The organism is Bradyrhizobium sp. LHD-71 (genome assembly GCF_031157255.1).
Classification (GTDB): Bacteria; Pseudomonadota; Alphaproteobacteria; order Rhizobiales; family Xanthobacteraceae; genus P52-10.
Map to the genome: position 1 here is coordinate 50535 of NZ_JAVIFX010000025.1, position 20520 is coordinate 71054.

General features: G+C 62.9%; 14 protein-coding genes. 2 read left to right on the forward strand and 12 right to left on the reverse strand.

Translation table 11 applies throughout. The features are described 5' to 3' along the window. Positions 1 to 46 precede the first annotated feature (46 nt). The 8 genes from RCO31_RS24865 to RCO31_RS24900 form a co-directional block, all read right to left on the reverse strand. Positions 47 to 1603, reverse strand: coding sequence for a sensor domain-containing diguanylate cyclase (locus RCO31_RS24865; RefSeq protein ID WP_308971263.1), 1557 nt, complete (start codon positions 1601 to 1603; stop codon positions 47 to 49). Between the two features lie 435 nt (positions 1604 to 2038). Then, positions 2039 to 3079, reverse strand: coding sequence for an oligopeptide/dipeptide ABC transporter ATP-binding protein (locus RCO31_RS24870; RefSeq protein ID WP_308971264.1), 1041 nt, complete (start codon positions 3077 to 3079; stop codon positions 2039 to 2041). After that, positions 3076 to 4059: an ABC transporter ATP-binding protein gene (locus RCO31_RS24875; protein WP_308971265.1), complete on the reverse strand. Its 984-nt coding sequence runs from the start codon at positions 4057 to 4059 to the stop codon at positions 3076 to 3078. The genes RCO31_RS24870 and RCO31_RS24875 overlap by 4 nt, the downstream gene beginning before the upstream one ends. Next, positions 4056 to 5009: an ABC transporter permease gene (locus RCO31_RS24880; RefSeq protein WP_308971266.1), complete on the reverse strand. Its 954-nt coding sequence runs from the start codon at positions 5007 to 5009 to the stop codon at positions 4056 to 4058. Before RCO31_RS24880 ends, RCO31_RS24875 begins: the two co-directional genes overlap by 4 nt. A 12-nt stretch (positions 5010 to 5021) precedes the next feature. Then, entirely contained in the window at positions 5022 to 5984 is a 963-nt protein-coding gene (locus RCO31_RS24885) for an ABC transporter permease (RefSeq protein WP_308971267.1), read from the reverse strand. A gap of 51 nt (positions 5985 to 6035) precedes the next feature. Beyond that, positions 6036 to 7631, reverse strand: coding sequence for an ABC transporter substrate-binding protein (locus RCO31_RS24890; protein ID WP_308971268.1), 1596 nt, complete (start codon positions 7629 to 7631; stop codon positions 6036 to 6038). 154 nt (positions 7632 to 7785) lie between these two features. Beyond that, complete coding sequence (gene fdhF / locus RCO31_RS24895; protein WP_308971269.1) at positions 7786 to 10533, reverse strand: formate dehydrogenase subunit alpha; 2748 nt, start codon at positions 10531 to 10533, stop codon at positions 7786 to 7788. Further along, positions 10530 to 12236 carry an NADH-ubiquinone oxidoreductase-F iron-sulfur binding region domain-containing protein gene (locus RCO31_RS24900; RefSeq protein ID WP_308971270.1) on the reverse strand — a complete coding sequence of 569 codons (1707 nt, stop codon included), beginning with the start codon at positions 12234 to 12236 and terminating at the stop codon, positions 10530 to 10532. Before RCO31_RS24900 ends, fdhF begins: the two co-directional genes overlap by 4 nt. Positions 12237 to 12454: 218 nt before the next feature. On the opposite strand from RCO31_RS24900, the gene RCO31_RS24905 reads away from it, so the two are divergent. Next, a complete protein-coding gene (locus tag RCO31_RS24905; protein WP_308971271.1) occupies positions 12455 to 13435 on the forward strand; it encodes a tripartite tricarboxylate transporter substrate binding protein in 981 nt (326 codons plus the stop codon). Positions 13436 to 13618: 183 nt separating this feature from the next. On the opposite strand, the gene RCO31_RS24910 is transcribed toward RCO31_RS24905, so the two are convergent. Together RCO31_RS24910 and alr are read right to left on the reverse strand one after the other, a co-directional pair. Further along, entirely contained in the window at positions 13619 to 14179 is a 561-nt protein-coding gene (locus tag RCO31_RS24910; protein ID WP_308971272.1) for a polymer-forming cytoskeletal protein, read from the reverse strand. Positions 14180 to 14226: 47 nt separating this feature from the next. Beyond that, complete coding sequence (gene alr, locus RCO31_RS24915) at positions 14227 to 15579, reverse strand: alanine racemase (protein WP_308971273.1); 1353 nt, start codon at positions 15577 to 15579, stop codon at positions 14227 to 14229. Between the two features lie 326 nt (positions 15580 to 15905). Between alr and RCO31_RS24920 the strand changes: the two genes are divergently transcribed. Next, complete coding sequence (locus RCO31_RS24920) at positions 15906 to 17051, forward strand: mandelate racemase/muconate lactonizing enzyme family protein (protein ID WP_308971274.1); 1146 nt, start codon at positions 15906 to 15908, stop codon at positions 17049 to 17051. A 9-nt stretch (positions 17052 to 17060) separates the two neighbouring features. Here the strand turns inward: RCO31_RS24920 and RCO31_RS24925 are convergent, their stop codons facing one another. Together RCO31_RS24925 and RCO31_RS24930 are read right to left on the reverse strand one after the other, a co-directional pair. Further along, positions 17061 to 17948 (reverse strand): transglutaminase family protein, encoded by an 888-nt coding sequence (locus RCO31_RS24925; RefSeq protein WP_308971275.1) that lies wholly within the window; start codon positions 17946 to 17948, stop codon positions 17061 to 17063. Then, positions 17945 to 20455: a circularly permuted type 2 ATP-grasp protein gene (locus RCO31_RS24930; RefSeq protein ID WP_308971276.1), complete on the reverse strand. Its 2511-nt coding sequence runs from the start codon at positions 20453 to 20455 to the stop codon at positions 17945 to 17947. The genes RCO31_RS24925 and RCO31_RS24930 overlap by 4 nt, the downstream gene beginning before the upstream one ends. Positions 20456 to 20520 lie beyond the last annotated feature (65 nt).

The window sequence follows — 20520 nt, forward strand, 5'->3', positions numbered from 1 at the left end:
TCGGTGCCGTCCTTTCGGACGGCAGAGGCTCGCGAGCCGCTGAGTGCTATGTCTTCGCCCGAGCCAGCGATGTCTCGGGCGTCACCGTTTTCGCCTGCAGTTCGGTGCGGTTGCGGCCGAGCTCCTTCGCGCGGTAGAGCGCTTCGTCGGCAGCCGCGATAAGGTCGCGCATCTGCGTGCCCTCGCCAGGCACCAGGCTCGCCACACCGATGCTGAGCCGCGAGTATCTGGCGGAGATGCCGTCGACATGGCACGCGCTCACATAAGTCTGGCGGATCTTCTGTGCCACCGCGGCCGCCCCTTCGACAAACGACCCCGGCAGCAGGACCGCGAATTCATCACCGCCATAGCGAGCACCGAGATCTCCCGGACGCTTCAGCGAAGCTGAGATTGCCAGGCCCATCTGCATCAGCAACTTATCGCCCGCCTGGTGGCCGAAGGTGTCGTTGTAGATCTTGAAATAATCCGAATCGATCATCAACAGTGACACTGGCGATGCGTTTCGTGCAGCGGCACGCCAATGCAAGTCCAATGCATCGTTGAATGAACGCCGGTTGGCAAGGCCCGTCAGAGCATCGGTCGTCGCCAGCGCCGCAAGTTCCGCCTCCGCCCGCTCCCGCAGCCTGAGATTGCGGTTCAGCGACGCTACCAACGCGATGGTGGATGCGACCAATGCTGCAATCAACGCGCCGATCGCCGAGGCCTGGCGCCACCACTGCGCGAAGATATCCTTGAACGACTGCCCGGTCGCCACCACCAGGGGCAGCTGGCCGACCTGGCTGTAGTTGAACAGCTTGCGCGTGCCGTCGGTAACCGAGGTCGTTTCGAACTGCCCAACCGGCGACTCCGAGAACATATCGATGAGCTGGTCCGGATTCTTGTCACGCTCGATGAATTCGGAATCGGGCGGCGAACGCACGAGAACGATGCCGTCGCGCCGCGCCAGCGTTACCGTCGCTCCGGGCCCGAGCGCAATGGCGCCGAAGGTTTTTTCGAAGTAGTCCAGTCGCATCGAGCCGACAACGACACCACCGAATGAGCCGTCGGGCTTGGCCAGGCGGCGGCTGAACGGGATCAATGCAACGCCGGTAATCCGCGAGATGATGGGCTTGGCAATGAACAAGCCGACCGCGTCGTTGTTTTTGTGGATCTTGAAGTAATCGCGATCCGAAAGGTCGGCCTTGAGCGGATCCGCCATCCTTGAATCGTAGCGGATCTGGCCATCCTCCTTGATGACAAGAATTGCGCTCACATGTCGGGCCGCAACCGAACGGTCGAACAAGAGCCGTTGCCGATACTGCGGCGGGAGAGTTTCGATCCCTCGCAACTTGAGGTTCTCCATCGCTCCCAGGATCGACAGGTCGAGCGTCTCGATGTTGCGCGCCAGGTCGGCTGCCAAAGCGGCCACCACCGTCGACCCGACGATGCCGGCGTGCTTCCAAGCCGCTTGCCGGGCGTCAAGGATGATCCAGCCACAGATGCCGCAGAAGCAAAGGCAGATCAGCAGGATCGCAAAGGGGGCCCGGCCCCAGCCCACGGCCGGGCGCCACGCACCCATTGGCCGGAGCAATGCCGGCACTTCCTCGTCCCTCAGGCGGAACATGGGTCTCTCTCCCCACCCGCGAGGGCACGCAAGACGTGACCCTGGCAACGTCAAAATCGCGGATGGCAACGGCAATTCGCGAATTGAATCGCACGGATCCTTCATCGGCGGTTAAAGGCAACAGTGAAATCTTCGCCAACCGCGCAGCGTCGGGCCTCATTTGCCAGGCATGATCTGACTGGAAACCGGCATCCCACGCCTGACCCGCAGGCAAGTCTCGAGCAGACGCGTCCCGTTCTGGCACTGAGAACCTCAAAAAATGTCGCGCGAGCTCCGGCGGTGAGGCCACCCAAGAGCTAGGCTGACGCCCCGATCAGGCAAGCGCCGGCCTTGACCAGTTGCCTGGCTGCGCCGGCCTTGGCGAACAGTAACGTATTGATGAACGCCCCATCGATCAGTAACAGCAACTGATCCGCGATGGTGCCGGGCTCCGCGCTAGATTCGTCCCTCCTCAACCGCATGGCACGCGACACTCACCGAGCCCGTGACAATAGCGTGTGGCCGCTCCGTCCGGCAGCGCTCGGCGGCGAACGGGCATCGCGGGTGGAAAGGACAACCGGGCGGAGGCGCGATCGGGTTCGGCGTTTCGCCGTCGACCGGCTTGCGCTGCCGGCCCGCCATCGCGAGGTCCGGCACGGCATCCAGCAGCATGCGCGTGTAGGGATGGCGTGGATGAGCGAAGATATCGCGCGCAGGCGCGACCTCGACCAGCCTGCCGAGATACATGACGCCGATCCGCGTCGCCATATGGCGGACGACGGCAAGGTTGTGCGAGATAAACAGATAAGTCAGCCCGAGCCGATCCTGCAGGTCGCGCATCAGGTTCAGGATCTGCGCCTGCACCGAAACGTCGAGCGCCGAGGTGGGCTCGTCGCAGACGATGAACTCCGGGTTGGCTGACAGAGCGCGGGCAATGGCGATGCGTTGACGCTGACCACCGGAAAATTCGTGCGGATACTTGCGGCCGTCGGCAGGATCGAGCCGGACCAGCTTCAGGAGCTCGCTGACCCGCGCCTCGACCTCCGCGTCATTCCTGGTGATGCCGAAAGCACGGATCGGCTCGGCGACGATGCGATCCACCCGCCAGCGCGGGTTCAGGCTCGCGAACGGATCCTGAAAAATCATCTGAATGCGCCGGCGCAGCTTTTCCCGCGCGGCAGCCAGACGCGGGTCAGACATTGAAACGCCGTCGATGGTCACCTGCCCCGCCGTCGGCGACAACAACCCGACCACCATGCGCGCCACCGTCGATTTTCCAGAGCCCGACTCGCCGACCAGCGCGAAGGTTTCGCGCCGAGCAATCTCGAACGAGAGGTCGGCGACCGCGGTGAGCATCTGCTTGGGTGCGCCGGCCAGCGTGCGCTCCAGCCATGGCCGCGACACGTCAAAGACACAGGTCAGATGATCCACCTTTACCAGCGGGCCGGCCGTGCCCGCGAAAACCTCGTTCGGCTGTTCTACGATCGCGGTGCTCATGCGGTCGCCCGCCGGTCAGCCGCGTAGAGCCAGCATGCAGCGAGCGTGCGTTCGGCGGGCAACAGCTCCGGCCGCTCGACGCGGCAGCGATCGAAGACGTGCGGACAGCGCGGATTGAAGGCACAGCCGGTCGGGATGTCGGTCAGCCGCGGCATTGATCCCGGGATCTGCGTCAGCCTTTCGGCAGTCGCCGTCAGCGTCGGAATGGAGCCCATCAGGCCCTGGGTGTAGGGATGGTGCGCCCGGCCGATCACATCGCGCACCGGACCGATCTCGGCAATACGGCCGGCATACATCACCGCAACGCGATCGGCGGTTTCGGCGATCACGCCCATGTCATGGGTGATCAGCATGATCGCCACGTTGTGTTCGCGGCAGAGCCGTTTCATCAAAGCGATGATCTGCGCCTGCACCGAGACATCGAGCGCCGTGGTCGGCTCGTCGGCGATGATCAATTCCGGATCGGCCGCCAATGCCAGCGCCAGCACGACGCGCTGCCGCATGCCGCCGGAGAATTGATAGGGATAGGCGTCGATCCTGCGCTCGGCCGCCGGAATGCCGACGTCGACCAGGAGTGCAATGGCGCGATCGCGCGCCTGCGCCGCGTTCATTCCGGTGTGAAGCTGAATCGTTTCGATCAACTGTTCACCGATGCGAAACAGCGGATTGAGCGAGGTGAGTGGATCCTGGAACACCATGCCGATGCGCTTGCCGCGGATCCGGCGCAGCCCTTCGGGCGGCAGGTTGTCGATCCGCTGCCCCTTCAGCAGGACTTCACCGCCGGCAATGCGGCCCGGTGGATCCAGCAGGCCGATGATGGCCGCGCCAGTCAGCGACTTTCCAGCTCCGGATTCGCCGACCACGCCCAGAACCTCGCCTGGCGCAATGTCGAACGACACGCCGTCGACCGCCGTCAGAATGCCGCGCCGGGTCGGAAATTCGACCCGCAGTTCGCGAATGGACAGGAGCGGTTCGGTCATCTGAGTTTCGGATTGAGCGCGTCGCGCAACCAGTCACCGAACAGGTTGATCGACAGCGCGATGGTCACCAGCGCAAGCGACGGAAACAACAGGATCCACCACTCTCCTGAGAACAGGAACTGCTGTCCAATCCTGATCAGCGTACCGAGTGACGGTTGGGTCGGCGGCATGCCAACGCCGAGAAACGACAGCGTCGCCTCCTCGAGCACGGCAAGTGCAAGGTTGATGGTTGCAATGACCAGAATCGGCCCGGCGACGTTCGGCAGCACGTGCTTGATCATCACAGGGAATGCCCGAAGCCCGATGACGCGAGCTGCATCGACATACTCCTTGCGCTTTTCCACCAGGGTCGACGCGCGCACCGTGCGCGCATACTGCGCCCAGTTGGACAGGCCGATGGCGATCGTCATGACAGCAAACGTCATCTGCTCATGCAGCGACGGGTGGATCAGGCCGCGGGCTATGCCGAACACCAACAGCGCCACCAGAATGGCCGGAAATGACAGCTGGATGTCCGCGATGCGCATGATCAGCGCCTCGATCCGCCCGCCGATATAGCCGGCGATCAGCCCGAGCGAAACGCCAAGCACCAGCGAGAAGATCACCGAGGCGGTGCCGATCAGAAGCGAAACGCGCGAGCCATAGAGGATCGCCGAATACATGTCGCGCCCCTGGCTGTCGGCGCCGAGGCCGAAATACATGCCGGAACCCGCACCCGCCTCGCCCGGCGGCGTAAAGCCGTCCATCAGGTTAAGTGCGGCAGCGTCGAACGGGTTCTGCGGCGTGATGAACTCGGCGAAAACGGTCGCCAGCACAATGACAAGCGTGATCGCGGCGGCGCCGATCGCCACGGGTGAGGTACGGAAAGAGTAGCCGATGTCGGAATCCCATGCGCGCGCAAGAAGTCCCCGATGGGCTTGTGCGGCAGGAGGTTGGGCCAGGACGCTCATACGCTTCCTCAGTTAGTGCCGCAGCCGCGGATCGATCAGCAGGTAGACGAAGTCGGTCAGGAAGTTCACCGCCGCGAATACAAACGCGACGAACATCAGGTACGCCGCCATCACCGGGATATCGACGAACTGGACCGCGTTCACGAACAATGCGCCGAGCCCCGGCCACTGGAATACGGTTTCTGTGACGATGGCAAAAGCGATCACCGAGCCGAGTTGCAGGCCGACGATCGTCACGACCGGAACCATGGTGTTGCGCAGCGCGTGGCGGAACTGGATGCGCCGCTCAGGAATACCGCGCGCCCGGGCAAAGCGGACATAGTCCGTTCGCATGGTCTCGAGCATCTCCGCGCGAACCAGCCGCATGATCAACGTAAGCTGAAAGAAGCCGAGCGTGAGCACCGGAAGCACCAGTGATTTGCGCCCGGTATCCGTCAGGAGACCCGTGGTCCACCAGCCGATGTGGACGACGTCGCCACGGCCGAACGAGGGCAGCCACCGCAACTCGACCGCGAACAGGTAGATCAGGCCGATGCCGATCAGGAACGTGGGCAGCGACACACCGATCAGGGAGAGAACCATCACGCCGTTTGCTATCACCCCGCGCCGGTTGATCGCCGCATAGACGCCGAGGGCGATGCCGACGACAAAGGCGAACAGCGCCGACAGCACTGCGAGCTCGAGCGTCGCCGGCAACCGTTCGGCCAGGAGGTCGGCCACCGGCCGCGCCTGCCGGTAGGAAATGCCGAAGTCGCCGGACGCCGCATGCGCAAGAAAGCGTCCGAACTGGACCGGGAACGGATCGTTCAATCCGAGCCGCTCGGTGAGTTCGGCCCGATCTGCGTCGGTCGATTCCTGGCCGGCCAGGCTGGCGATCGGATCGCCAACAAAACGAAACATGGAAAAGGCGATGAGGCCCACCGCCAGGATGACGAGGATGCCTTGCAACAAGCTGCGAAGGAGGTGTGCGATCATCACGAAGCGCCTGCGGGAGAGCTGATGCCCTCCCGCAGTCCGTCGATGCGATCAGTTGGTCTTGAACGACACGTATTTCAGCTTCGGCTGGTTCGAGACGTCCACGGGAATGTCGAGACCGGCCTTCATGGCGTAAGCCAGTGTCTGGTGGTGGACCGGCAGGTAGAGCGTCTCATCCTTGAACAGCGCCCAGAGCTTCGCGATCGTGGCGTCGCGCTTGCCCTTGTCGATCTCGCTCGATAGCTGCTCGATCATCTTGTCCGCCTCCGGGTTGGAGTAGCGCGTGGCGTTCCAGCTGCCGTACTTGTCGGCACGGGTATGGTACATGAACGAGAAGATGTACTCGGAATCGAACGTCGGCACGCCCCATCCGACCATATAGAACTCGGTCTCCGGCGGATTCTTCTGGATCAGCGGGAAGTGGATCGCCTTCGACTGCGAAACGAGGCTCACCTTCACACCGATCTGGCCCCACATGCCGACTGCAGCCTGGCAGATCGCTTCGTCATTGACGTAGCGGTCGTTCGGGCAATGCAGCGTGACGTTGAAACCGTTCGGATAGCCGGCATCGGCCAGCAGCTTCTTGGCCGCATTGACGTCGCCTGACGGCGCCGCGTCCAACTCCTTGGTCCAGCCGTTCACGAACGGCGGCATGATGATGCCGGTCGGCACCGACTGCCCGCGCATGGCGATGCGCTGAATTGCCTGCCGGTTCAGCGTTATGTTCATCGCCTGGCGCACTTTCTTGTCGGCGAACGGGTTCTTGCCCTCGACGCTATCACCCTTCAGGTCGGCCGACGCGACGTCCATGCCGAAGAAGATCGTGCGGTTCTCAGGTCCCACATTAACCTGCAGGTTCTTTTGAGCCTTCAGGCGCTCGATGTCCTGCACCGGCACGTCCTGCACGAAATCCACCTCGCCCGAGAGCAGCGCCGCGAGGCGCGTCGCATCCGCCTTGATCGGGATATAGAGCAGCTCGGTGACTTGCAGCGGCACCTGACCGATGCCCCAGTAGCTGTCGTTGCGTTTCATCACGGTTCTGACGTCCGGCTCGCGCGAAACGAGCTGGAACGGCCCGGTTCCGTTCGCATTGCGGACAGCGAAGTTTTCTTCCTTGTTCTTGAAATCCTGCGGCTTCTGGACGTTGTTCTGCTCCGACCACTCCTTGTCCATGATGAACAGGTCGCCGAGATTGTTCGGCAGCAGCGGGTTCGGACCTTTGGTTTTGATGTGAACGGTGAGATCGTCGACCTTGCTCACCGTATCGATCGAGGTCAGCAATCCCTTCATGTCGGAGGTCGGTTGACGTGCGCGATCCAGCGAAAACACCACGTCGTCGGCATTGAAGGCATTGCCGTTGTGGTACTTCACGTTCGGGCGAAGCTTGAACTCCCATACGTTTGGATCGTCAGTGATTTTCCACGAGGTGGCGAGCGCCGGCACCTCCTTGCCTTGCGTGTCGCGGTGCAGCAGCGGCTCGTAAATATGATGTGCAAGCGCATGGGTCGGACCTTCGTTCTGCGCGTGCGGATCGAGGGTCAGCGAGTCGCCCGAGCGCGCCCATTTCAGCTGGCGCGCATCGGCTGCAGCCGTTGCAAGAGCCGTCGCCGCGAGCAGCGCGATGACGAATTTGCCGCGATTGGTCATGGAAGACCCTCCCGAGTGATGTCTGATCCGGCCGTCCGGCGGCCATTGGAGGCTGATTATATGCCGCGCTCCTTACCTGTCACCCGGGCCATTGGGAGGATTTGCGCGCCGCGAGAGGCGCGGCGCAGGGCAAAAGATCGCAGCCGTTCACCGTTCAGGACGGCGACTCCGCGCGCACGGCGCAGAACTTGAACTCCGGAATCTTGCCGAATGGATCGAGTGCCGGATTAGTGAGCAGATTCGCGGCGGCTTCCGCATAGCAAAACGGCATGAACACCATGTTCTCGGGAACATCACGATCGGAACGAACCTTCACCTCGATCGCGCCGCGACGCGTCGCCAGCCGAATGAAGTCGCCGGGCCACAGGTTCAATCGCCGCATGTCCTTCGGCGACATGAAGGCCACCGCTTCCGGCTCGATCTGGTCGAGCACCTGGGAGCGGCGCGTCATCGAACCGGTGTGCCAGTGTTCCAGCACACGGCCGGTGGACAGCACCATCGGATAGTCCTCGTCGGGCAGCTCGTCCGGCGGAAGGACATGCGCCGGCACGATCTTGCCGCGGCCGTTCGCGGTCGGGAAGCCCTTGGTGAAGATGATTTCGTTGCCGGGTCGATGCGGATCGTCGGCCGGATAGGTCACTGCTCCTTCGCGCTCCAGCCGCTCCCAGGTGATGTTCTTCAACGACGGCATCACCTGCGTCATCTCGGCGAACACGTCGGCCGGACCGGCATAGCTCCAGTCCAGTCCCATGCGCCTGGCGATTTCCTGGATGATCCACAGATCCTGCCGCGCATCGCCGGGCGGTTTGATCACCTCGCGCGCGAGCTGCACGCGGCGATCGGTGTTGGTGAAGCTGCCGGATTTTTCGGCGAACGCGGACGCCGGCAGGATCACGTCGGCATGGAATGCCGTTTCAGTGACGAACAGATCCTGCACCACAAGGTGATCGAGCTTCGCCAGGGCCTGCCGGGCATGCTGCAGGTCCGGATCCGACATCGCGGGGTTTTCGCCCTCGATGTACATGCCGCTGATTTCACCCGCATAGATCGCGTTCATGATCTCGACCACGGTGAGGCCGCGGACGGCGTCGAGGTCATGATGCCAGAGCTTCTCGAACGGCTCGCGCAGATCCGTGCGGCCGACCGGCTGGTAGTCAGGCAGGAACATCGGGATAAGGCCCGCATCGGACGCGCCCTGCACGTTGTTCTGGCCCCGCAGCGGATGCAGCCCGGTCCCAGGCCGGCCGATCTGCCCGGTAACGAGCGCCAGCGCGATCAGGCAGCGGGCGTTGTCGGTGCCATGGACATGCTGACTGATGCCCATGCCCCAGAAGATGATCGAGGCGCGCGAGAGCGCATACATCCGCGCGACCTCACGCAGCGTATCGGCCGGAATACCGCAGATCGGCGCCATCTTCTCTGGCGGGAACTCCTTGATGCGCTCCGTGAGGTCGTCGAAGCCCTCGGTGTAGCCGGCGATGTATTGCTGATCCGTCAGGCCCTCGGTGATGATCGTGTGAAGCATCGCATTGAGCATCGCGACGTCGCTGCCGGGCTTGAATGCAAGATGCCTGACGGCATGCCGCGACAACGGCTGCCGGCGCGGATCCATGACGACCAGCCTGGCGCCGTGCTTGACCGCATTCTTGATGAATGTCGCGGCGACCGGGTGGTTCAGGGCCGGATTGGCACCGATGACGATGATGACTTCCGCGTCCATGGCAGCGGCGAACGGCGCGGAGACCGCGCCGGAATTGAGCCCCTCCATCAGGGCCGCGACTGACGACGCATGGCACAGCCGCGTGCAGTGATCGACGTTGTTGGAGCCGAAGCCCGTGCGCACCAGCTTCTGGAACAGGTAGGCTTCCTCGTTGGATCCCTTGGCCGAGCCGAAGCCGGCAAGTGCTTTCGCGCCCATCTCGTCGCGAATCCTGGCGAGGCCTTTGGCCGCGACGTCCAGCGCCTCCTCCCACGAGGCCTCGCGGAAATGCGTGAAGGGGTTGGCCGGATCTACCTGATCGTTGGCATCCTTCTTCGCATTCGGAAGCCTGATCAGCGGCTTCGTGAGACGATGCGGGTGATGGATATAGTCGAAGCCAAAGCGTCCCTTGACGCAAAGCCGATTGTGATTGGCGGGACCGTCACGGCCCTCGGCGTAAATGATCTTCTCGTCCTTCACCTGATAGGTGACCTGACAGCCCACGCCGCAGAACGGGCACAGCGAGTCCGTCGTCCTGTCGGCATAGGTGACGCGCTGCTGCCTCTCATCGAGCATCACCGCCGGCATCAGCGCGCCGGTTGGGCAAGCCTGCACGCATTCACCGCAAGCAACGCAGGTCGATTCACCCATGGGATCGTCGAAATCGAACACCACCTTGGACGCATGATTGCGATAGGCCATGCCGATTACGTCGTTGACCTGGACCTCGCGGCAGGCGCGCACGCAGAGGCCGCACTGAATGCACGCGTCGAGATTGACACTCATGGCCGGATGGCTGGTGTCGCCTGGCCAACGCTCGGCGGCCGGGAAACGGCTTTCGGTGACGTCGACCTTCTCCGCCCAGGTCCAGAACTTCGAGCACGGGTCATGCGAGGTTTCGCGCGCCGGCTGATCGGCCACCAACAGTTCGAACACCATTTTCTGCGCGGCGACGGCCCGCGCGCTCGCCGACCTCACTTTCATGCCGACCGTCGGCGTCCGCTTGCAGGAGGCCGCCAGCACACGCTCGCCTTCGATCTCGACCATGCAGGCGCGGCAATTGCCGTCGGGTCGATAGTCCGGCTCCGGCGAAAAACACAGATGCGGAATGTCGGTGCCCAGGCGTTTGGCGACCTGCCAGATGGTCTCGGCGACGTCGGCCTCGACCGTTTTGCCGTCGAGCTCGAAGCGGATCTTCGTCATTCCGCGGCCTCGTGGGGCATGAACTGCTCCGGAAAATACGTCATGACGGCTGTCACAGGATTGGCGGCCGCCTGGCCGAGGCCACAGATCGACGCATCCCGCATCACCTGGCTCAGCTCAACAAGCAACTCCCGGTTCCAGACACGCTTTTCCATCAGCAGGACCGCTTTCTGCGTGCCGACCCGGCAAGGCGTGCACTGGCCGCAGCTCTCGTCCTCGAAGAAGCGCATCAGATTGAGCGCGGCGTCCTTCACGCTGTCCTGCTCGGACATGATGATGACGGCGGCCGAGCCGATGAAGCAGCCGTATTTCTCCAGCGTGCCGAAATCGAGCGGAATGTCGTCCATCGATGCTGGAAGGATGCCACCGGACGCGCCTCCCGGCAGGTAGGCGTAAAAGGTATGGCCGTCGGCCATGCCGCCGCAAAAGTCGTCGATCAGTTCGCGCACGGTGATCCCGGCCGGCGCCAGCTTCACACCGGGATGCTTGACCCGGCCTGACACCGAATAGCTGCGGAGGCCTTGGCGACCATGGCGGCCATGGGCCTTCCACCAGTCCGCGCCTTTTTCAACGATGTCGCGCACCCACCACAGGGTCTCGACGTTGTTGATCAGTGTCGGTAGCCCAAACAATCCGGCCTGGAACGGATAAGGCGGCTTGCGCCGCGGCAAGCCGCGTTTGCCTTCGATGCTTTCCAGCAGCGCGGACTCCTCACCACAGATGTAGGCGCCGGCGCCGCGGCGCATGTGCAACGCCGGACCGCCAGCCGGAAGCTTCGCAATCTCACGTTCGAGAATTTCGCGCGAGGCCGGATATTCATCGCGGAGGTAGATGTAAACGTCCGATGCCTCCACCACATGGGCGCCGATCAGCATCCCTTCGAGAAAGCGATGCGGATCGCGGTCGAGGTACCAGCGGTCCTTGAACGTTCCAGGCTCTCCTTCATCGGCATTGACCGCCATCAGTCGCGGTCCGGGCTCGCCGAGCACCGCACGCCACTTTCGTCCCGTCGGAAAGCCTGCGCCGCCCAGCCCGCGCAACGATGCATCATCCAGCTCCTTCAGGAGTTCTGCCTTGGGCAGATCGCCCGAACGCACACGCCCGAGCAGCGCATAGCCGCCACCTGCGACATAGGCGTCGTAGTCGACATAGTCAGGCAGATCGAGGTTGCCACCGCCCCTCGCCGCCGCAAGCACACTCGCTTCAGTCGCCTGGTCAACAAAGCGATGTCCAATTTCGGCCACCGGCGCGGTGTCGCAGCGACCGACGCAAGGCGCCCGCACCACGCGAATTCCGGGGCCGGCGCTGCCCTCGAGCTGACGCAGCAGTTCGTTCGCTCCCAGCATCGCGCAAGTCAGCGAATCGCAGATGCGAATGGTCAGAGGCGCGATGTCGGCCTCCCCTTCCTTCACCACGTCAAAGTGCGCGTAGAAGGTCGCCGTCTCGAAGACTTCAGCAAACGACAGCTTCATCTCGTCGGCGAGAGCTGCGAGGTGTACGGCTGAAATCTGATGATACTTGTCCTGGATCAGGTGCAGATGCTCGATCAGGAGATCGCGGCGGCGTGGCCGATCGCCGAGCAGGCGCTCGATCTCTTGAGTGGCCGCCGGATCGATCTGACGCCCCTTGGGCGTGGACTTGGCTCGCCTGCGTCCCGCACCGGGGTGCTCGAACGGGCGAACTGGCAGCACGTCGTGGCTCATTGAAACGTCTCGTATCTTTCTGCAAGTCCGAACGCCGTCATAACCGTCGTTCCGGGCCGCGGCATGTTACGCAATCGCCGCACAGGGCCAATACGCAAATGACGCACGCATTCATCTGTTGCCATTAGCGGCTCTGAACTACCATCCGAGTCGGACCGTCCCTCTTAAGGAACTGGTCACAAACAAGAAACGAGACAAGTGCAGATGGGAGGTAGATCATGGGAGGCCGCACCGCGTGTCTGAGCGTTGCCGCTGCGTTTCTGATTGCATTATCGTCCGGTAATGCTGCAGCGCAAGATTATCCGAACCGGCCGATCACGTGGGTCGTCACCGGAACGCCGGGCAGCGTCACCGACATTGGCTCGCGCACCTACGCGAAGGTTCTGAGCGAGAAGCTCGGCCAGCAACTCGTGATCGACAACAAGCCCGGTGCCGGCGGCATTATCGGCACCGAGAACGTGGCGCGGGCCAAGCCTGACGGCTACACCCTCCTCAACGGCACCAGCGGGCCGTTTGGCTCCTACCCCTCGCTCTACAAGAAGCTCTCCTTCGATCCGCTGAAGGATTTCATCCCGGTCCATGGCCTATCGGAATCGCCGATGATCATGGTGGTCAGACCGGATTCGAAATTCAAATCGATCAAGGAGTTGGTGGACTATGCGAAAGCTAATCCTGAGAAGCTGAATTACAGCACGACCGGCATGGGGTCCGGCTCGCACCTGTTCATGGAAATGCTGCAGCAGGCGGCAGGCATGAAGGTGACCGTCGTACCCTATAAGGGGTCGGCCCAGCAGATCACCGACCTGATGGGCAGTCAGATCGATCTTGTGCTCGATTACTCGGTCGTTGTCACGCCGCTGATCAAGGATGGCAAGCTCATTCCGATCGGTATCACCGGGCGCAAGCGTCTGAAGCACCTGCCCGATGTAGCGACCGTCGAGGAGCAAGGCTACCCGGGCGTATGGCTGACGGCGTGGTCATCGGCGCTCGCACCCACCGGCACGCCGCCGGAAGCGATCGACAAGCTCGCCAATGCGTTCGAGGAGATGCTGAAGGAGCCGAGCATCCAGAAGTACGCCGATGACAACGGCGCCAACCTGATGGTCGGCATCAAGAAGGATGCCTTTCGCGATTTCATCGTCAAGGACATGGCCAAGCTGAAAGGCGTGATCGACAAGGCAAACATCCGGCTGGATTGAGATGTGAGATCCTGGCGAACCACGCCGTCACGGCGCACGGGTCCCTGCTTTCGCAGGGACGACGCGTTATCCGTATAGATGCGTCATGACAAAATCGCAGAGATCCGCGGCTTCGACGCGAGCGTCGTCGAGCCGTCCGACCGTGCGCTGACGTTCTTCCGCGAGCGCGATGGCAACCGCCGACTAGTTCTTTGACATCGTTTCGGGCGTCCCGATCGCATCCATCGGCGCAATCGATTGCGAGTCGTGATGGGGAAGCTTGCGTTCCGCCTGCAGGTTCGAGGAAACCTCCGTTGGGTTCTCCTGCCGCTTCGACGTTCCCTCGAACAGAGCTTCCTCTTCAATCGACAACGTTCGATGGAAGATATCGCCTTCGACCACCGCTGTGCTGAGCAGGCGGACGCGCATGGCATGGATCGTGCCCTTGACGCGACCACGGATGGTCAGCTCGCGCGCGATGATCGTGCCGTCGATTTGCGCGCCTTCGCAAATCTCCGCCGATTCAGCGTTGAGCTCACCTTCGATACGGCCGGAGATCTTGATGACGCCGCTCGTGCGAACCTTGCCGGTTATCGTCGTGTCGGAGTGAATTGCTGAGTAAGCATTCGCCGGCGCGGGAGTTTCCGCCGGCTGTGCGGTCGCGGACGATTGGAGCTGTTGTACCGTCCCGGCCACCTTGGTCGCAAATGGCGCCGGATCCTTGATCTGGTCTTTTGGCATGTCGCCTCTCAGTCTCTCGAGCATGTTTGTCTTCCTCTTCTTCCACTTGTGGTACGGACGTGTTGACCTCATCAGCTTGCACGATAGATGCGATGAAAGCGGTGCCCTAAACGACTGAGCACTTCGTATCCGGTCGACTTGGCGACTGCCGCGAGATCATCGATGCTGATCTGCTCGCCAATGAGCGTGACCATCCCGCCGCGACGCGCCGTCGCCGGATTCGGAAGATCGGTTATGTCGACGGCTATAAGGTCCATCGAAACGCGTCCCAGGATCGGGCACATTTTGTGCTCGATAACCGCCTGCGGAGTCTTAACGGATCCGCTCACAATAGCCGGATAGCCATCGGCATAACCAACCGCGACCAGCGCTATGCAAGACCGCCGCTTCGCGGTCCATCCGATGCCGGCGATCGTTTCGCCCCGCTCTATGTTGCGCACTTGCGCGATCCGGCCCTGGAGTTCGATCACAGGCAACATCGGATTGCGCGCATCGAGCATCGGGTTGATCCCGTAGAGAGCCGCGCCGGCTCGCACGAGATCAAAATGCGTCTTCGAACCGCAAAAGATTCCGAATGAGTTAGCAAGTGATGCTGGCACGCCCACATAATGCCGCGACAGGTCTCTGAAGACCGCCACCTGGCGGTCATGCTGCGGGTGATGGGGTGCCTTGCCGTCGTCGAGACCACTTATCAGCAGGGCTATTCCGTGGGTCTTCGCATGAGTCCTGCTCGCAAGAGCAATCGCTTCGTCGATCGAGACACCACGTCCGGTACCCGTGTCGGCGTAGAGCGCAAAGCGCCCCGCCCATCCGCTCGATGATACAAATGCATCCCATTCAGCCAATTCGATCAACGTGCTGATAACCGGTCTTGCGTCGATCTCTGCAAAAACCGGCCCGGTGTCGGGATAGAATCCGTTAAGCACATAAATGGTTGAGTGGGCCGCCACCGCTCGAACGCGTTTGGCCTCTGCCAGGCTCGAGACAAAAAAGGTCCGGCAGCCGCAATTAGCCAATGCGGCGACGACCGGATCGATGCCACAGCCGTAAGCGTCAGCTTTGACCACGGCAGCGCACTCAGCCAATGTGCATTTTGCCAAGGCGCGCCAATTGGCGGCAATCGCGGACAAGTTGATCTTCAGCGTGCCACCAGCTTCCGCTTCCGGCGGACCAGCTATGGTGAGATCCGTAACTCGCTTGTCGTGAACGACAAGGCGTCCGCCTTTATTGGTGACTTTTCCGTCGATGAAGCCTTCTATGAAGACCTGAGCGCCGCGCTCGATGGTCAGGCTTCCTTGGAAATCTCCCCAGACGAACAGGACAGCGTCGCGTTGAACGATCGTGTCGGCGATCACCGACTCGTTTAAGTCCCAGCGTCCACTGACCTTCAGCGGCTCCCGGACAGCTGTTGTTCTCACAAGCATGATACGAGCCGACACCCATCTGCGGCCACGTCGAGCTTGGATCAGCACCCCGTATCGTTAAGGTCGTCTCGTCTCAAGCCAACCGACCGCGGCGAGAACGCGCATCCGAAAGCCAAGTTTCCATCCAGGTGCACAAATTTCCGTGCGATCACTCACCAGCCGACGATGGCGGAGCGTCACGCCGACGCGCCTGCAGTTTGCGCGCTCGCCCGACCATTTGAAGCAAATTATCGTGCCGATCGGTTGAAAGGCCTTTCCGCGGTGCGGCGCCGTGATACGATTCGAACGGACTCTCGCAAGGACCACCCATCAGAAATTGCATCACCATGAAGATCATCGAAATCCGCGGCTTCGACCTTAGTTTTCTGCTGAAAGAGCCGCTCGGCAATGCGCTGACGTTCTTCCGCAAGCGCGAAGCGCTGCTGGTGCAGGTCGTCACCGATGCCGGCGTCAGCGGCTGGGGTGAAGCAGGCAACTCTCCGCATGCCGCCGGCACTTTCATCCGCACGCGGCTCGCCGGGCTTGTGCTCGGCAAATCGCCGGCGGATTTCGGCCGCCATTATCAGGCGATGACGTCCGTGCTCGGCTACGATCGACGCGGTGCAGGCATGATGGCGATCTCAGCGCTCGACATGGCGCTGCATGATCTTGCAGCGCGGATGTACGGGATCAGCGTCGCCTCGCTGCTCGGCGGCGCCGTCCGCGACAGGCTGTTCGCCTATGCAAGCGGCCCCTTCTTCCGGGAGCGCACCGACCCCTATCGCGAGTTCGAGCGTGAGGCGGACGGCTACCTGAAGAGAAACTTTCGCGCGATCAAGCCACGGGGCGGATTCTCGCCGCGCGCCGATGGCGTCATGGCCCGGCAGTTGCGCCGTCTCGCCGGACCGGAGGTGGCGCTGATGGTCGACATCAATCAGGGTTACACCGCACGCGCGGCGATCCAGTCAGCCCAGCACATGGAAGACGCCGAGTTGCTCTGGATCGAGGAGCCGGTGCAGCCTGAGGACATTCCAGGCTATCAGACGGTCGCCCGCGCCGTTCCCGTCGCGATCGCGGGCGGCGAGGCGCTCGGCAACGCCCGCGCATTTCGTGATTTCCTTGCCGCCGGAACCTTCTCCGTCCTGCAACCTGATCTCGCCGTCTGTGGTGGCTACAGCGGGTTTCGCGAGATTGCCGCGCTGGCGCGCGCCTATGATCTGCCGGTGATGCCGCATGTCTTCGGCACAACCGTCAATTTCCATGCCTCGATGCAGATGGCAGCCGTGATCGAACCGCGGCGCGGCGGCGGCCCTGCGCCCTACCCGTTTATGGAGTATGACGCGATGGCCAATCCGCTGCTCGATCTCTGTCCGCCTCCGGCACTCGACTCAAACGGATTGCTCGCAGTGCCGGAAGGACCGGGCACGGGACTCGACCTCGCCCCTGAGCGACTGGCGCCGTGGACGGTCGGCCACTGGACGGAGAAGCTGTGAGTTGACTGGTCAAGCAGTCGCGCCGGCCGGCGTGACGTCCACGGCGACCTCGAGCTGGTGCGCGCCGGAGCCGACGAATACGCCGTGGACCGGCGATACATCGGAAAAGTCGCGGCCGATCGCCAGCACGATATGATCGTCTCCGGCGTCCATAGCATTCGTCGGATCGATGCCGAGCCAGCCTGTTCCCTCGCCGCACCAGATCGAGACCCAGGCATGGGTCGCGTCCGCGCCTTCGAGGCGCGGTTGTCCTTCCGGCGAAATGGTGCGGATATAGCCCGAGACGTAGGCCGCCGGCAGGCCGAGGCCGCGCAAGCCCGCGATCATGATATGCGCGAAATCCTGACACACGCCGCGTCGCTGCGCGAACGCGTCATCGAGCGGCGTCGACACATCCGTCACCTGCGGAGAATAGATGAAGTCGGCGCAAATCCGCCTTGCCAGGTCACGCGCGCCGTCGACGACCGGCAAGCCCGGTGGAAAGCTCTCCGCCGCATAGGCCGTAACCGGCGCCGGCAATGTGATATGCGGGCTCGCGAAGAGAAAATGCACCGGCGCGTCGGCTCCGAGCGACGTCTGCTCAAGCGCCGCCGCTGCGATTTCTTTCCAGGCGAGGCTCGCGCCGGGCGGCACGACGACGGAACGCGAGACGTCGACGCGCGCACGCGCCTCGATCTTCAGCGCAGTCAGTCCAGTCTCGATCGTCGCAGTGGTGACGACGTTGCCGAAAAAATCCTGCTCCGAGCGCAGCGCCTTCGGCCGCGGCTCGATCAGCAGCGAATGGTCGAGGCAACGCTGGCCGCCTCCGGAGCGCGGCGTCAGGCGCAGCGACAGCGCCGCCGAAGAGACCGGAAACTCATAAAGATACTTCGTCACATGACGAATGTCGTAGATCACGCAAGGCCACTCACGCTCTTGGTCTGCAACTCGTCGGGACGTTGCAGGAAGTAACGGGCCGCCAGCGCATCGGCAAACCTCATCAGTTTTTGCTCGAAGGCAAGGATTGCCGACACATCGGTGTCGCGCGCCGCAATGCTGCCGATCTCACCGGCGATCAGTTCGATGATCCGCTTCGGCTCTTCGGGAAGCCCGTCTTCGTTCAGGGTCGGCAACGTCTCGAGGTGCCGCCGGATCTGTTCGATCTGGAAGCTCGCCGAGCGCGGATTGAAGTGGTCGAGCAGCGCCATGTCGCGAACCGGCGCGAGCGCGACTCCGCCCAGATAACGCGAGCGATAGGTGATCTGGGAATCGATCAGGTCGAGGAGCACGTCCAGGTCGTCGGCACTCGCCGTTTCACCAGCAAAATTGCGCGCGAAGCGGCAGGCATTGATGGCGCGCTCGACACGGCGACCCATGTCGAGAAAGCGCCAGCCAGCGACGCGATTGACGTTCTCCTGGGCGAGACCGGAGATCGCGGCGAGTGAGACCAGCGCTCGGTCGGCGATCTCGAATGCCTCCGTGGTCGTTGCGAGATCGCCCGTGCGCAAGTTCAATTGCCGCTCGAGGCTGACGATCAGCTTGAAACTGTCCACTGACAGGCGTTCGCGGATCACCGAGGCTGAGCCGTAGGCCGTGCGCACGTTCGACAGTGCAGAGCCGTAGTGCTCTTCCGAGCCGAGCGCGTCGGTTGCGACGCCGAGGAAATCGCCCTCGCCTTTGCCGGCGGCTGCCGCTCCCCACGCCATCAGCTGCCGGCTCAGCCGCTTCAGCGCCTCGAGCCCGTCGGCGCCCATCAGGTCGAGTTCGACGCTGCGGCTGCACAGGCAGCGAACGATGCGCAAGACCGCCTCGGCGCGCTCGAGATAACGGCCGTACCAGAACAGGTTGTCAGCCGCACGGCTCGGCAGGTTGCCGAGAACGCGGCGGATAGAGACTTCGTCCTGTGACGGCAGAAGCGTTTCGAGCACCGCCGGCTTCTCGGACAGCACCCATACGTCGGCGGACTTCACGCCTTCGCCCATGCTGACCGCACGTGCGTCGGCCTTGTCGGAGACGAGGCAGAAGCCACCGGGCATCACCTGCCACCCATCGGGTGTCGCGGCCGCGTAGACACGCAGCACGAAGGGGCGCGGCTGCAGCCGTCCATCCTCCCACACCGGCGTGGTCGAAAGCCGCACGATCTCCTGACCGACATAATCGACGCCGCGCGCATCGATCGCGGCGCGCAGCCGGGCGGCCTCCGCCGGCGGCAGCGCTTCGGGCAGGATATGCTGTTCCGCGCCGAAGCCCGGAACCTGCTCGCCGAATGCCGCCGCGATCGACATCTGCGGCAGGTCGTTCAACACGTTCGCTCGCGCGTCGGGTTGGCCGCACCACCAGGTGGCGATGTTGGGCATTGAAAGGTCTTCGCCCAGTAGATGCCTGCAGATCGTCGGCATGAACGCAAGCAGCGCCCGCTGTTCGACGAAGCCGGCGCCCGGCATGTTGGCAACGATCGTGTTGCCGTCGCGGATCGCCGAGAGCAGACGCGGTACGCCAAGGCGCGAAGCGCCGTTCAACTCGATCGGATCGACGAAGTCCGCATCCACCCGCCGCCACAACACGTCCGCGCGTTTCAGCCCTGCGATGGTGCGCACATGGACCTGTCCGTCGTGGACAATGAGGTCGTCGCCTTCGACGAGGAGAAAACCGAGGTATTTAGCCAGATACGACTGCTCGAAGTAGGTCGCGCTATGGGCACCCGGCGTCATGAGGCAGATGCGCGGCTGCGCGCGCGCCGCCATTGCAGTCAAGCCATTACGGAACGCGCGGAAGAACGGCGCCAACCGCTGCACATTCATCTGTGCGTAGGTCGAGGGATAGGCATGCGACATGACGAGCCGATTTTCCAGCGCGTAGCCCGCGCCGGACGGCGCCTGCGCGCGGTCGTTCAGCACCCACCAGCGCCCGTCCGGTCCGCGGCCGATATCGGCGGCATAGAGATGCATCCAGCGCCCGCCGGGCGGCTTGACGCCGACCATCGGTCGCAGGAACTCCCCGGCCCCGGCGACGACCGCGGCAGGGAGGATGCCTTTGGAAACGAGCGAGGCATCCCCATAAACGTCCTTGAGCAAGGCCTCGAACAATGACGCGCGCTGGACGATACTTTTGGAAATCTCCGCCCATTCGCCTTCGTCGATCAGGAGCGGCAGACCGCTCAGCGGCCAGGTGCGTTCCTGCGCCTCGCCACGCACGCGGTAGGAAATGCCGAGATCGCGGATATGACGTTCGGCCAAAGCCAGCGACCGATCGATGTTGCGCGCAGGCACGCGCTCCATCCATTGCAGCCATTGCGCCTTCGGCGCACCGTCTACACCGATGAATTCGTCCGGTACGCCCGGCAACGGCACGTAGTCCGCGAACGCAGCGGACCAATCGTCGGCAACTGTCACCCGCTTCTTCATGCCATTCGCCGCGAATGTCATTGCCTCAACCGTTCATGCCCCTGCTCACGCCGAGCGCAATCTCCTCCGCGAGAGGAATCGATGCG

Excerpts from the sequence above, each read along its gene's own strand:
- RCO31_RS24910 (WP_308971272.1), bottom strand. The coding sequence starts at position 14,179 with ATGCTCGAGAGACTGAGAGGCGACATGCCAAAAGACCAGATCAAGGAT.
- RCO31_RS24890 (WP_308971268.1), bottom strand. The coding sequence starts at position 7,631 with ATGACCAATCGCGGCAAATTCGTCATCGCGCTGCTCGCGGCGACGGCT.
- RCO31_RS24900 (WP_308971270.1), bottom strand. The coding sequence starts at position 12,236 with ATGAGCCACGACGTGCTGCCAGTTCGCCCGTTCGAGCACCCCGGTGCG.
- RCO31_RS24930 (WP_308971276.1), bottom strand. The coding sequence starts at position 20,455 with ATGACATTCGCGGCGAATGGCATGAAGAAGCGGGTGACAGTTGCCGAC.
- RCO31_RS24870 (WP_308971264.1), bottom strand. The coding sequence starts at position 3,079 with ATGAGCACCGCGATCGTAGAACAGCCGAACGAGGTTTTCGCGGGCACG.
- RCO31_RS24875 (WP_308971265.1), bottom strand. The coding sequence starts at position 4,059 with ATGACCGAACCGCTCCTGTCCATTCGCGAACTGCGGGTCGAATTTCCG.
- RCO31_RS24880 (WP_308971266.1), bottom strand. The coding sequence starts at position 5,009 with ATGAGCGTCCTGGCCCAACCTCCTGCCGCACAAGCCCATCGGGGACTT.
- RCO31_RS24905 (WP_308971271.1), top strand. The coding sequence starts at position 12,455 with ATGGGAGGCCGCACCGCGTGTCTGAGCGTTGCCGCTGCGTTTCTGATT.
- RCO31_RS24885 (WP_308971267.1), bottom strand. The coding sequence starts at position 5,984 with ATGATCGCACACCTCCTTCGCAGCTTGTTGCAAGGCATCCTCGTCATC.
- RCO31_RS24920 (WP_308971274.1), top strand. The coding sequence starts at position 15,906 with ATGAAGATCATCGAAATCCGCGGCTTCGACCTTAGTTTTCTGCTGAAA.
- alr (WP_308971273.1), bottom strand. The coding sequence starts at position 15,579 with ATGCTTGTGAGAACAACAGCTGTCCGGGAGCCGCTGAAGGTCAGTGGA.
- fdhF (WP_308971269.1), bottom strand. The coding sequence starts at position 10,533 with ATGACGAAGATCCGCTTCGAGCTCGACGGCAAAACGGTCGAGGCCGAC.
- RCO31_RS24865 (WP_308971263.1), bottom strand. The coding sequence starts at position 1,603 with ATGTTCCGCCTGAGGGACGAGGAAGTGCCGGCATTGCTCCGGCCAATG.